Origin of the sequence: Chryseobacterium sp. G0201 (assembly GCF_003815655.1) — a bacterium.
Taxonomy (GTDB): domain Bacteria; phylum Bacteroidota; class Bacteroidia; order Flavobacteriales; family Weeksellaceae; genus Chryseobacterium.
Window position 1 is genome coordinate 1,278,541 of the sequence record NZ_CP033917.1, and the last position, 13,802, is coordinate 1,292,342.

The following is a 13,802-nucleotide window of genomic DNA, read 5'->3' on the forward strand; positions in this document are numbered from 1 at the left end:
ATTCACCCCTGACAAGTGAAACGAATTCACCCTTCACTTTTCCCCTTTTCTAATTTGTATTTCTTCTAAATTAAGTATTGTTTCCTTAATAAAAAAGGGAATTTCCTACATTTGTTTCAATCAAATAGTTTAAACATGAAAAAAATATTCGCCATAGCATCATTCACTTCTGTACTATTAGCATCTTGTACGCCAAAAGCAACGACGGCAACCGCTCCGATGGCTTCAACTTCTACAGCAGAGCAGATCGCTCAAGGAAAAACAATCTTTGAAAACTCATGCACAAGATGTCATAAATTACCGGATCCAACAGCGCATACTTCTGTGCAATGGGTTGGAATTATGAATTCTATGGCTCCAAAAGCGAAATTAACAGATGAACAACATCAGTGGGTTTACGATTATATCGTTTCTGTAAAAAAGTAATTTCTTACAACTAAATACACTTAAGTCTTCATTTGAAGGCTTTTTTTATTTTAACTCAATTCCTAATCCCGGCTTTCCGGATAAGATTATTTTCCCATTTTCCACGAAATTTCCGGTGGCATAATCGTTGGAGATGAGATTAGCTCCATCTAAATCTGCATAATCAACAAGGCTTGCCAAAATGCAACCCGCAGAAATTCCAACAGTGGATTCCGTCATACAACCAATCATGACCTTGTAATTTAATTCTCGCGCTTTTTTGATCATTTCTAAAGCTGGAGTTAAACCGCCAGATTTCATGAGTTTGATGTTGATGCTTTTATAATAAGGAATTAATTCGTCCAAAGAATCTAAGTTTTGACAATCTTCATCTGCCATCCAATTAGCAAAACCACTTTTATTCAATACTTTATATTGATCAATCGGTCGCGGCTGTTCTAAATAGGAAAACTTTTGAACCTCAGCATTTTCCTGAAGCCAGATACAATCTTTATCAGAAAAACTTGCATTAGAATCTAAGGCGATATTTCTATCTAATTCTAAAAGTTTGTCAACATTTCTTTTATCTAAGCCTTTACATTTCACTTTGAATTTGTTCCAACTGCTATTTTCAATTTTTTGAATCTGTTTATCAATATCTCCAACCGAAATGGTGATCGAACTTTCAACTAAATTTCCAGAAGGAATTTGATTTAATTCAATAAAATTTTTGTTTTCAAGCTTTCCGAAAAGATCCCAATACGCACAATCCAACGCAGAAAGTAAGAAAGGATGCATATTTAAATTGAATAAAAATTTGAAAATTTTTTTTGGATGAATAATTTTCTGAGCTTCAATTTGAGATTGAATTTCTTTTAATTTTAAAACAAAACTTTTAAGATCGATTTGATAATAATCGATCGCAACACATTCTCCGTAACCTTTGTAATTTTGATGAGACAATTCTATGAGTAATGCTTCTCTTTTATCGTAATTTCCATAAGCGATTGAAAATGTTTCTTTTAAATATAATTGTTTAAGTTCAAACCTTAATTCCATATTTAAATTTACAAAAAAAGAGACCAAAAAATGGTCTCTTTCATTATTACCATCAAATGAATTCTATCTTACAATAAGTTTTTCAACCTGAGTTTTGTCTCCCTGTTTGATGTGAACCATATAAACACCTTTTTGAAAACCTCTTGTAGAAACGGCTTTCTTAGATGTAGACTCTCTGGAATCAGAGAATACTAATTTTCCAGACATATCAAACATTGTAATTTTTACATCTTTTTTAGACTTATCAATATTTCCTACAAAGAATTCATCATAGGTTGGATTCGGGAACACAACAAATTTATTGTCACCCACTTTAATATCCTGAGTTGCTAAGGCAGTATTACATTCTTGTGGAACTGTAAAATCTTCTACCTGATCATTTGCAACTGTACTACTTCCTGCCGAAGCATTTACTCCTAAGCCTCTTTTGGCAAATGCATTCCAAATCATACATTTATCTGCACCACCATTACCTACAGCATCAGCCTGAAGAATTGCATTTCGTCCATCTATAAACGACGGGTTACAAGCCTGTAGTTTAAGTCCGTCCATTACAATTTGTACCGCTTTTGCATTTCCTGAGGTTGTACTTGCTAATACATCACTATTGTAACCATATTTTTCAATATACTTCCAAGTAAGATCCCAAAGCATCGTCGCCCAGATAAATCCTATTGCATGGGGTCCGCTGACTGTATTTGTTCTTACATATGTATAATTATTTACTGCAAAATCGGGAGAGTATTTAGCTAGTCTGATACCATTCCCTGTAGTTGCTTGGTCTGAAGAGTATGTTCCTATACTTCTTGCCAGTGATGATGTATCACCAGGTTTGGTCGTAAGCATTAAAGCAAAATAATCTGACCATCCCTCACCCATTTGCTCTGCACTTTGAAGGCAGCTATATCCCTGACCAGTTAATCTATTTGAAATACCATGTCCATACTCATGAACCACAACTCCATTATCTAAACTCGAATGCTTAAAGCCACTATAGTCATTAATTAATGTCGTGTTAATTGTAGCTCCCCCAGCAATCTGATTAACGAGATATTCACCTTCATTTTTCCCAATCATGATAGATGGGATAGTAATCCCCGAAACAGCAGCATCATTACCCATTGTAATTGGTGTAGCATTAACAGGATCATAAATAATAACTCCTGTTGCCCCTGCATTTTGCAAATTTTTCACTTTCAAAGCAAAACTACAAGTTCCTCTTTTTGCTATACCAATTTTGCCTGCCATATTTGTAACTGTAGAACAACCATCATCCGGTATAGAAATAGCCAAATCACCAGTTACAGATTGACCTTCAAACAAAAGGGGACCAAATGCCGCAGATCCAGTTGGTATTTTAGGACGGCTTGCAATATTTGCAGGTGAATTGTATTGATATCTTGAAATAGGATCTGCAGGTGTTTGAGCTCTATCCCAAAGGTACATCTGCATTCTTGGAGCTAGTAAATAGGTAGTACCACTAATAACCGTTTCATATCCTGGGTTAAAGTTGGCATTATTAAGTCCACTTCCGTCGAAAGCCTCAGCATTAACAGCATCATTACCGATACCGCCTTTCCCAAAGTTATTGGTTTGAAAGTTCCTTGAAGCTTCTGTAAAACCAAATTTATAGAAAATATCATGCATCTTATTATTCATATAGAATAAATTCGTGATAGCAGCATCTCTATGAGTAAAAGGATTTATATATCTTCCTTCTGCATATGGAAAATCAAAATTAAGGGAACTTCCCCCGCTAGGCGAATATCCCGGAGAATTTGTATTATCCTGATCAGAATATGCATATACGTTATTTCCTCTAGTATTGGTATAATTATTTGTGCCATCAGAATGCCATCCTTCCGGTGAAGCTACAATATCCCACGGGTTACTAACCACCGAACGAGATCCAAAAGATGGAGCTTCTAAAGGCAATGCAAAAATATTATAAGAAGCATTGGTTGGTGGAGGTAAAACATTACTCACAAAATTGCTCTGAGTGTTATCTATTATATGTAAAGGTAAACTTTCCAAATTAGAAGGAGCTGATGTTTTTGACTCGTTAAGATGAGTATCATGTTGCTCCAGGTTACATTTAAGCGTTAAGTTATCTTTAGTTAGTACTGTTCCGGTACTTGCATCTGCAACAACATGCCATACATCCGAAGAATTTTTATCAGAAACAAATAATTCTTTTGCTAAGATATATGTTCCGTTTTTCTCAAAATATACGTTAGGTAAATAATCAACCTTAGAAATACCCTCTAATCCTAAATTCTGCTTAATAATGTCTTCTGAGAATCTTTCCTGAGCATTTCCTTGATTAGCGATAACAATATTTCTCTTAAATTCATTTTTCTCAGAAACAATTTTATCTTCCTTTATAATTACTTTTCCTAAAGCATTGTAAACTCTTAATCCGTTATATGTTTGCTGAACATTTACGATGTTTACACCCATACTTTTAGAAACATCCTCATTTAAAATGACAATCCCAATTTTGGTATTCGTATTATCTTTTTGAGTTAGCTGACTACTTTTTTTATAGTAATCTTCAATAAGCACTTTAGAATCCTGTGCATTCATTTTGCCAAAAGCAAAGAAAGCTGCCACGGAAATTGGCAACAAAAATAATTTTTTATTCATTGTATGTTGATTTTTTTTATGATCTAAACTTATACAATACAGATACTAAAACATAATAAAAAATATTAAAAGGAAAAAAGAAAGCGAAATTCTTTTTATTCAATTCTTTCTAGTGTTTTTTTTCAATCATTTCAAACTTTTTATTTTATAAATTTAATTTTTCTATTTTAGAATAATAAGTTGATAATCTTTACTCTAAATATAATTATCTATCGCGAAGATTTACAAAAAAAGGGAGATTTATTTCGTCTCTCCCTTCTTTTTAGTTTGTTTTTTCTTCGGCATTTTAGATTTCACAAATTTCTTTCGTTCTTTCACAGAATCAAGACTACAGGATGTGAAACAATACTTTTCGGCTTGATTTAAAAATTTCAAAGCATTTATTAAACTTCCTCTTTTCTCCGAAAGCAAAGATCGATAAAGCCATATAATTGATTTATCTATCCCTTTGATTTTCAATGAATATTTGATCAGTTTTTCGGCTTCATGGAAATCTTCGTTATCCAAAAGGCATTTAATGTAATATTGTGGAACATTTAAGTTCGTCACATCGCATAGCATAGCTTCTTCAAAATAGAGCTTTGCTTTTTCGTAATCGATTAACATTTCACTGTAGATTCTTCCCATCAAACAAAGGCTGTCTGCATCTTCGGGATCATAGGACAAAGCATAATTCAATGCTTCCAGACAATCCGGTAAGCTGTAAGGATAATTATCTAAAGCCTCGAAGTAGTATTTACTTTTAGTTAAGGTCATTTTTGTAGTTTTTTAATTCGTTTTTCAGGACATTTCTTTGTTTTTTGAAAGATTTCTCCTGATAATTCTTTTTAAAATCTGTTCCGGAAAATGTACGGATCGGACTTCCTCTTTGCACCTGCAAATGATTGTTCCATGTTTCCTGCATTCTTTTTTGAAGCTGAATAATATTCTGTTCCAAAACTTTTTCTTTTAATCTCGTGATAGACAATTTTTTATTCTCCAATTGTGAGCGCGTATCTTGCACAAAAACACTTTGTCCTGTCGGTAAATGAGTCGCGCGAACAGCTGTGTTCACTTTATTCACATTTTGTCCGCCACTTCCCTGACTTCTTGTTGTCTGGAATTGAATATCTTTTTCATTGAAATTGATTTTCTCCAAACCTTCCAGTTCAAAAATACCGATGAACCAGTTGCTTCTTTTATGTAGTTTCCTGAATGTACTTTTCCCTGTCCAGCAAATGCTTCCTAACCAAGTTTTTAAAAATTCAGATAAATCTTTTGCTTTTAAAAGTAGGGTTACGGATTTCAATGTCAGATTTTCATCACCGTTTTCTCGATGTATGATTTCGTAATCTATATTATTATATTTTGCTTCCTCAAGGAAAACCTTCAGAACTTTGGCAACTACCCATTGGCATTCTAAAGGTCCTCTTCCTGAGGTTATTTGTATTAATTTGTCCATTGTTATTTTGGCATTTCACTTAATCTTGGATGACCGACAGGATCAATTCCTTTTTCTAATAAATCTTTTGCAGCCATAACTGCCCAACATTTATCACTAGAATGAATATTTCTGTAAAATGAAAGTAAAACATCAGGTCTTACAACAGTAAATCCATTTGTTTCTACGGTTTTTAAATCGTTTTTTTCAAAGAAATCAATTGTTATTCTGTGGAACTTTTCGTTTTCTAATTCGATTGTTTTCTCATACCTGCGGAAGTTTTCTTCGCTGGGTAAGTGATCGTAACGCGTCCATACTTTCTGAAAACCTTCCCGCTGAAGAATCATAACGACTTCAGCTACATTTTCCTTATTTACAAAAACATCAATATCCTTATGGTCGTGAGCGTGTTTATATTCCGTATGTCCTATTTCAGACATAAAATGCCACGCCCAGCCTCCTGATAAAATGACTTTATTTTTTAATTTTTCTAAAATTTCCAGTCCGTGTTGAATTCTAAATTCCGGCCAGACTTCACCGTATCTTTTTATATTATGTGGTGCTCCCATTTTTTGTTAATTTTTGTTGATTGTTGACAGTTGATAGTTGATAGTTGTCAGTCAAAATCCATCAACCAACAACTATAACCTATCAACCAGTTTATCTATCCATCCTCACAATTCTTGGTTGAAACGTCCCGAGGATATCAACCAATTCGCTTTGGGCATTCATGACTTCGTTGATGTCTTTGTATGCCATTGGTGCTTCTTCGGTATTTCCGCCCATCAAAGTGACATTCTTTAATTTTAATTCTTTTTTGATGTCATTTTGAGTGAAAAGATTCCTGCATTCTCCTCTCGAAAAAGCCCTTCCTGCGCCGTGTGAAGCTGAATTCAACGAATCCGGATTTCCTTTTCCGCGAATGATGAAACCTTTTGCCGTCATTGATCCGGGAATCATACCCAATTCATTTTCGTTAGCTGGAGTTGCGCCTTTTCTGTGAACGATCATTTCTCTTCCGTTGTGAATTTCTTTCCAGGCGAAATTGTGATGATTTTCAATTTTGGCTTTTACTCTGCCTCCGACCGCTTTCACCAATCTTCTGTGAATATCGTCGTGACAGGCCGAAGCGTAATCTCCTGCGAGATTCATCGCCGTCCAATATTCTAAACCGAGATGCGTGTTTAAATCCAGCCAGGCAAAGTTTTGCGCTTCTTTTGGCAATGGACATTGTTCTGTTGCAACTCTTGAATAGTATTGAGCAATCTCAGCACCCAATCCACGCGACCCGCTGTGAGAAAGAATTCCGAGGTATTTTCCTTTTGGAAGTCCGATTTGCTCATCTTCTTCTGTAATTTCAACTTCCCCGAATTCTACAAAGTGGTTTCCTCCGCCGGAGCTTCCCATTTGTTTGATGGCTTTTCCTTTTAATCTTTTCAAAATCGGGATCATATCAAAAGTATCTCTGTCGAAAATTTCATGCTCGACGTGAGATTTATGTGTTTCATACATCCCGAATTTGGTATGTTCGGCCAGCGCTTTTTCATATTTATCTCTTGCACCGTCCAGATATGAAATAGGAGTATCTAAAATACTGAGACTCATTCTGCAACCAATATCCATACCGACTCCGTAAGGAATTACCGCGTTTTCTACAGCTAAAACTCCACCTATCGGAAGTCCGTAACCGCTGTGAGCATCGGGCATCAAGGCGCCTTGAATTGCAATCGGCAGTTTCAATCCTGTGTATAATTGATTTTTTGCTTCATCCGAAATATTGTTTCCGAAAATATGGAAAGAAGTACGGTTGGTATTCAACATTCTTTTTTCAGTTTTCTTTGATGAAAGCAACGCTTCTGCGATTTGTCCGAAGGTTAAATCTTTTTCGAAATCTTCCGGATTGATCAGAATTTCTTTTAAAAGAGATTTCACATGATGAATATTTTTTGTTGCAAAATTTCTTTTCATGACTTCCAAAGCGATGTTTACACTCTGATTGTTTGGATAGCCTATTTTTAATATATCTTTTCCTTTTAACTTTAAATTTCCCATTGTTCTTGTTTTAAACATTTAGCGGACGCATTCGTCCATAAAATAATCTGCAAACTCTGTTGCTGATATTTTTTTGTAGTGAAAGTATTTTCTACTCTCGATAAGATCAATTTTTTCATCTTCATATCTTAATTTTCCCAATCCTCCATTTATTTTTTTACAAATAATTCCTTCAATTTTATGTTGTTTTAAATATGATTCTAATGCTTCATATTCTTTTTCCAATTCTGAATTTAAAGGTTTGTAATGAGTGATCATATAAGGCTTTACTTGTAAAGTAAACCTCCATGGCTCGATGAATTCGTAATAAACGTTGTATCTTTTTCTGAACGGATTGTATTCTTCCCTTTTCAGAAAGTATTGTTTTTCTCTGGTCGTCAATCCTAACTTTGGATCATTCCATTGATATGGTAAAAGATGACCGAGCTTTTGATCTCTTACTACATATATTTTTCTTCCGAACTTTCTTTTCTTCTTTAAGAATTTTCGGGTTTCAGAATACATGTAGGTATTGATTTTCGCAAGAATTCCTTCAAAAAATTCTCCGTCTTTAGCTCTTTTCACATCATCTCTTACGACAAAGAATCTTACAAATCCCTTTTGATAAGGTTTTTCCAATGGAATCAATGGAATATTTCTTCTTAATTCCCACAGTTCTCTACTACGTTTATACTTTTTTCTTATCTGTTTTTCTACATCTTTTCTACTTGTTCTTTTTTTGCTTCTCAGACTTCTTAATCTTGAAAACAGAAGGTTATTATTTTCCATTAATTATAGATATTAGAGGTGAGGTATGGAAGTTTGATTTCTATACGCCACATTAAATCTTTGTCAACTAATATTTTAGTTGATGGATTTTTCAAACCTCATAGGTTTTTGAAACCTGTGAGGTTTATTGGCAGAGCGTTATCATTAGCCCCGATTGCAGCGACATCCTTTTTTTTGCGATGGCTTGAAAAAAAGCGATGGCAAAAAAGATATAGCGGAAAGCGGGAAACAGCTCCTAAATTTTATTAAAAATGATTTCGGGGAAACTTGAAGTTTGAATTATTGCGCAATAAAAAACCCGAAATCCTACGACTTCGGGTTTTGATATATCATTGTACTGTTATTCTAAGAGTGTACCAAACCACGAAGCCTTACCACCATAAGTGGCAAACCGAAAGGAGAATTATGATCTAATTTGAACATTGCTTCGTTGTTTTTTAATTGGTTAAACTTTATTTTATGGTGCAAATATATAAAAATTCTTGAAAATCAAGATTTTATTTTTATTTTTTTGATATTTAACTGTAAATAAATCTCTTTCAGATGAAATTTCATTCTCCTTACTTACAAAAGAGTATATTTGTTTTCTTATACCAAAAACTATGAAAAACACTTTATTGAGAACGTTATTTTACGTATTCGCAGTCGCGATCCTATTTTCCTGTAATTCTAACAAAAACAGTGATATCCTGAATTATACTACTGATGCAACATTAGGATTATCAAGAGTAAATCTTAACACAATTTCGGATAAAATTCCTGTTGAGAAGATATTGAAAGAAAAGAAAGATCTAAAAGAAGAGGAAAAATTCTTCTTACAATTAGTCAGCAAACCTAAAGAATCGGGTATTAATATTGACAAACCCCTTTATTTTATCGTCGATCAGGGAAAATCAACTTATGATCCAGATGTAAAAGCTTTTTTCTGGGTTGATGACAAGGTGAAATTCCAAAAAAGTATGTCTGATCTTACCAAGAGTAAAGTTACAATCGACAAGAAAGATTACATCTATGTAGACGGCAAATTAAGCGGAAGCATAAAAGGCGATATGACCATCGTAACAACCGATAAGAAATATAACCCTTATGCTGGTTACGATTATATGAATACACCAGGTCTTGATACTTCTTCTACACTTAATGAAAAATATTTCACAGATTTCTGGAGCCGTAAAGGAACTTCAAATTCTGCGATAAAAGATCAGGTAGATCAATCTTTGGTTGGTGATAAAGACGTGAGCGGATGGGTAAATCTTGCAGCTGTTGCAAGCTATGCATCAAAAGGTTACATCGAAACGCTTGCTGTGAATAAATTAATAAAAGATTCAGGAATTGGTTTCGATTTTAATTTTGACAAAGGGAAATCTGAAATGGATACCAAAACTTTCTTCAACGCAGATATGAAGAAAATTGTTGAAAAATATTACAATAAAAACGAGATCAATTACGACTTGGTAAAAAATGTAGAACTTGATAATGCTAAATCTTTCTCTATCGGATTTTTCAGTTTAGATTTTATGAAATATCTGATTAAAGAAGCAGGTTTTGAGGCTACGATCAATCATTATTTATCTTCAACCGACAAAACGTTGGAAGACATTACTTCTACTTTCACGGGAGATTATGCATTTGTAGATTTCAAATCTCTTCCTGCTGATTCTATGGATTATTACAGAACAAAAAATGCAGTGGTTTTAGGATTTAATCCTAAGAAAAAGGCTGATCTTACTTCTTTGTTGGCTGGCCCTCTAGGTCAGAGCAAAAAATATATGATCACTGATAATCAGGTAATTTTCTCTGAAGACAATAATGTAATTTATCAGTTCCAAAATAAAAAGGCAGGAAAAAATGCTAAGCTTGATAAAAAATCAGGTGTTACCGCTTATTCTTGGTCAGACGGTAAAGAATACAATACCAACAAAGAAAAACCTTCGGTGAAGATCATAGATATGGTCAACGAAACTAAAGAAGACGGCGGAAACATGGTTTCTAAAACCGTATTTACTTTAGACAAAAAAGATGAAAACGCATTGTATTATTTGATAATGAATGGATAATATTGTTTTAGAAAATATTTCTCCTAAATATTTCACTCCCAAAGATTTGGAACAGTCACAGATCTGGAAAAAGAATATCACTTTCCAGAAAGGGAAGAAATTCCTGATTGTTGCGCCTTCCGGGAGTGGAAAATCTACCTTGGCAACTGCAATTCTAGGCACGCATTTTCAGTATGAAGGTAATATAAAATACGATCAGCAGATTGTAAAGAACCTTCATCTTGAGAAGATTGTAGAAAACAGAAAAGAAGGCGTAAGTCTGCTGTTTCAGGACGTGAGATTGATTAAAGATCTTACGATTTCTGAGAATATTCTGTTGCGTGTTTTTAATCAGGATCGAAAAAAATTCATTCCGCTTATGGAAGAATATGCATCAAGATTAGGAGTTGAAAGCTTATTAAACAAGAAAGCAGAAAACTGCTCGTATGGAGAAAGACAAAGAAGCGCAATCGTGAGAAGTTTAGTGAATCCTACCGATTTTCTGATCTACGACGAATGTTTCAGTCACCTGGATATGGAGAACAAAAAGATTGCTTTTTCATTAATTAATGAAGTGTCTCAAAAAAACGGAAGTTCAGTTTTATTTTTTGAACTGAATGAATTCCCTTTTGAGCATGATTATCAAATTCTTCATTTATAAGCTTATGAAGAAAATTTTTAACTCAATCATATTGTACGCAGGGTTGTTTATTGCATTCATTCTTGTGATTTCGTGTCTGCAACTGTACGAAAACGCCAACAGACTTTTCGGAAGCAAAAGCAGTGACAGTAATTATTGGCTGACTTTCAGTAAAAAATTGACGCCTGATAATATAGGAAGAAAAGAACTTCTCGGTTTTAATGAAAACGATATTGCAAAACTTAAAAAATGGTCTGAAATAAAGACCGTTTATCCGTTTTCTGCGAACGAATTTAAGGCTTCTGCAAACGGCGGCGATTTTATTCCTTTTTATACTGATCTTTATTTTGAAGGATTGGATCTAAAAGCGATTGATATTCCGTTGACAGATGATGAATTTCAGGTGAAAGGAGATGTAATTCCGATCATTATTTCAAGGGAATATCTGAATCTTTACAATTATGGATTTGCTTTAAATCAAGGACTTCCACAAATTTCAGAAGATTTTGCCAAGAAAATCGAGATCAATATTAATATAGTCGTTAACAAACAGAACAAGACGTATAAAGGAAGAATGGTTGGACTTTCAGATCGAATTCATTCCGTTTTAATTCCGAAAAAATTCCTTGATTCTTTGAATTTAGCTGAAAACCCTCAACTTGCGAATCAACCTAAAATCTACAACAGGGTTTTGGTTCAGGTGAAAGATTCGGGAGATGAAGGTTTGATCTCAAAAATGAAAGAAAACAATTACGAATCTAATCAGGAAAGTCTGCGCTCTGCCAAGATAAAATCTAAACTTTTCCTTGTTTTAAAGGCGATTGCCATATTAGGTATTTTCATTTTTGCTTTGTGCCTTTACATTATTGTTAGCTTTATCAAAATTCAGTTTTTAGAAAAACAAGAAGAAGTTTCCATTAAAAATAGCTTGGGATATTCTCCGAAAAAGATGGTGAGTGACATCAGCAAACGTTTCAGCATTAACTTAATGATTGTCTTAGCTTTAAGTTTAATTTTAATAGCTGCCGGACAATATTTTCTGGCGAAATCCAGTGTATCGAACGGATTGTTATCAATCTATATTAATCCTTGGCTTTGGACAGCCATTATTATTATTCCGATATTGGTTTATTTCTTTGTGAAAGAATTGATTTACCGATGGTTGCTCCGTTCATGGAAAATATAGAATAAACAAATGGCTATCAATTTTGGTAGTCATTTTTCTTTATTTTAAATGAATTAAGCTGAGGAAAATCCCGTCAATCACTTTTGTCATTCTCTTTAGATCCAATGTTTCCAATGTGTCTGTTGGTTGATGATAATTTTTATTTCTGAAAAAAGAAGTATCGGTGATCATCATAGCGGAATAGCCAAACTTCCAATAGTTTAAATGATCGGAATAATCGATTCCGGTCACAAATTTTGGAGCAGAAAAGGTTTGTGTTTTGACTTGATTGGAATCTTTAAATTCTTCAATAAAATTTTTCACGAAATTTCCTGCTCCAATTTTTCTAACCAAAGTAATATAATCTCCTTTATTTCCATACACCCAAGAAAGAATTCCCAAAGGATAATCCTGAGAATTTTCTTCGTCTTTAAAATATCCTATCATTTCTACGCTTGCCATTCCGTACACATCAATATTGTTGTCTTTCAGATATTTTGCATGAACATAACTGCCCATATTTTCTGTTCTGAAATATGGTGGTTCTTCCAAAGTGTACGCTATCAAATCTATTCTGTAATTGAGTTTTTGCTCTTTAAGCATTCTTGCCAATTCCAGCAATGCTGTAACCCCAGTTGCATTATCATCCGCTCCCTGCTGATCTCCGCAGACATCATAATGAGCTCCAATAATGATTCTTTTTTTATTTTCTGTACCGAAAGAGCAGATTACATTTTTATATGTTTCTTCTCCGACTTTATATTCTTGAAAACTCGTACTATCGCTGTATTTATTGAAGTTTTGATGAATATATTCCGCAATGGTATTGAGCTGATTTAGATTTTTATAGTTACGGAATTCTGGAGTTTTCGTAAATGCCGTTAAATGTTCTTTAACCAAATTTACATCAGCTGGAACAGGTGATTTTTCCGGTAATTGTTTTCCTATAAAAGAATTAAAAAGAAAAATTCCTATAAAAAATAAACCCACGAAAAGAATAATTTTTCTCTTCGTGGGTTTTAGTATGTTTTTAAGATTCATTTTATATTGTGGTCATTTAATCTTTTGAACCAAGATCATCCATCGTATCATCCATTCCTTTGCTGCTTGGGCGGTAAATTCTTTCAGGATCAAGGAAATAGACATCATGTTTTGCCTTTGCAATGATCCCATTATATTTTTCTTGAGACATTCCCTCAGGTGCTTGAGATTCAGGTTCATTTCCGTGAACTTCAACTGCTCCTTTTGCATTGAGAATTGTCTTTGCTTTGTGAGCTTCTTCGAGGTTATCTGCGTACACAATAACATTACTTTTTCCTACGCTATGTTTGCTGTAAGCATCCAATAACTCTACATCCTGAGCAAAAACATAGTCCCAAAAACTTCTTGTCTTTACATCTTCCTTATAATCATGATGTGATGATTCATCTTCTAATTTGGATTTTGAAACAATGATATTTGCATCGTTAAAACCCTGATCTCTTAAATCTTTTTTAATTTCCTCTGTGTTTACAGTTGCAGGAAATACTGAAATTACTGTATAAGCCATAATATTTTGTTTTGGTTATGGTCTACAATACAAATGCTATGCAACTTATACTTTATAATAGT

Annotated in this window: 13 protein-coding genes; 4 read left to right on the forward strand and 9 right to left on the reverse strand. The window is 33.9% G+C overall.

Annotated features, from left to right (window positions below):
- Positions 1-135: 135 nt before the first annotated feature.
- A complete protein-coding gene (locus EG348_RS05655) occupies positions 136-426 on the forward strand; it encodes a cytochrome C (RefSeq protein WP_123981440.1) in 291 nt (96 codons plus the stop codon).
- Positions 427-471: 45 nt separating this feature from the next.
- Here EG348_RS05655 and EG348_RS05660 read toward each other — a convergent pair whose 3' ends face one another.
- From EG348_RS05660 to EG348_RS05690, 7 genes are all read right to left on the reverse strand, one after another.
- On the reverse strand, positions 472-1,464 hold the full coding sequence (locus EG348_RS05660) for an enolase C-terminal domain-like protein (protein WP_123981442.1): 993 nt from the start codon (positions 1,462-1,464) through the stop codon (positions 472-474).
- A 63-nt stretch (positions 1,465-1,527) separates the two neighbouring features.
- Entirely contained in the window at positions 1,528-4,110 is a 2,583-nt protein-coding gene (locus EG348_RS05665) for a T9SS-dependent M36 family metallopeptidase (RefSeq protein WP_123981444.1), read from the reverse strand.
- A gap of 240 nt (positions 4,111-4,350) precedes the next feature.
- Positions 4,351-4,866 (reverse strand): tetratricopeptide repeat protein, encoded by a 516-nt coding sequence (locus EG348_RS05670; RefSeq protein ID WP_123981446.1) that lies wholly within the window; start codon positions 4,864-4,866, stop codon positions 4,351-4,353.
- Positions 4,853-5,551: a peptide chain release factor H gene (gene prfH / locus EG348_RS05675; protein ID WP_123981448.1), complete on the reverse strand. Its 699-nt coding sequence runs from the start codon at positions 5,549-5,551 to the stop codon at positions 4,853-4,855. The genes EG348_RS05670 and prfH overlap by 14 nt, the downstream gene beginning before the upstream one ends.
- 2 nt (positions 5,552-5,553) lie before the next feature.
- The gene (locus tag EG348_RS05680; RefSeq protein ID WP_123981450.1) at positions 5,554-6,099 is read right to left on the reverse strand and encodes a nucleotidyltransferase domain-containing protein; all 546 of its coding nucleotides are present in this window, start codon (positions 6,097-6,099) and stop codon (positions 5,554-5,556) included.
- A 91-nt stretch (positions 6,100-6,190) separates the two neighbouring features.
- The gene (locus EG348_RS05685) at positions 6,191-7,582 is read right to left on the reverse strand and encodes an RtcB family protein (RefSeq protein ID WP_123981452.1); all 1,392 of its coding nucleotides are present in this window, start codon (positions 7,580-7,582) and stop codon (positions 6,191-6,193) included.
- Positions 7,583-7,600: 18 nt separating this feature from the next.
- A complete protein-coding gene (locus EG348_RS05690) occupies positions 7,601-8,350 on the reverse strand; it encodes a hypothetical protein (RefSeq protein ID WP_123981454.1) in 750 nt (249 codons plus the stop codon).
- 602 nt (positions 8,351-8,952) lie between these two features.
- Between EG348_RS05690 and EG348_RS05695 the strand changes: the two genes are divergently transcribed.
- Genes EG348_RS05695 through EG348_RS05705 form a run of 3 tightly spaced genes read left to right on the forward strand, consistent with a single transcriptional unit; the run spans position 8,953 to position 12,212 of the window.
- A complete protein-coding gene (locus EG348_RS05695; RefSeq protein ID WP_123981456.1) occupies positions 8,953-10,407 on the forward strand; it encodes a hypothetical protein in 1,455 nt (484 codons plus the stop codon).
- On the forward strand, positions 10,400-11,047 hold the full coding sequence (locus EG348_RS05700) for an ATP-binding cassette domain-containing protein (RefSeq protein ID WP_123981458.1): 648 nt from the start codon (positions 10,400-10,402) through the stop codon (positions 11,045-11,047). The genes EG348_RS05695 and EG348_RS05700 overlap by 8 nt, the downstream gene beginning before the upstream one ends.
- A 4-nt stretch (positions 11,048-11,051) precedes the next feature.
- A complete protein-coding gene (locus EG348_RS05705; RefSeq protein ID WP_164463257.1) occupies positions 11,052-12,212 on the forward strand; it encodes an FtsX-like permease family protein in 1,161 nt (386 codons plus the stop codon).
- A 39-nt stretch (positions 12,213-12,251) separates the two neighbouring features.
- Here EG348_RS05705 and EG348_RS05710 read toward each other — a convergent pair whose 3' ends face one another.
- Together EG348_RS05710 and EG348_RS05715 are read right to left on the reverse strand one after the other, a co-directional pair.
- A complete protein-coding gene (locus EG348_RS05710) occupies positions 12,252-13,232 on the reverse strand; it encodes a M28 family peptidase (RefSeq protein WP_123981462.1) in 981 nt (326 codons plus the stop codon).
- Positions 13,233-13,248: 16 nt separating this feature from the next.
- Positions 13,249-13,740 carry a hypothetical protein gene (locus EG348_RS05715; RefSeq protein ID WP_123981464.1) on the reverse strand — a complete coding sequence of 164 codons (492 nt, stop codon included), beginning with the start codon at positions 13,738-13,740 and terminating at the stop codon, positions 13,249-13,251.
- Positions 13,741-13,802 lie beyond the last annotated feature (62 nt).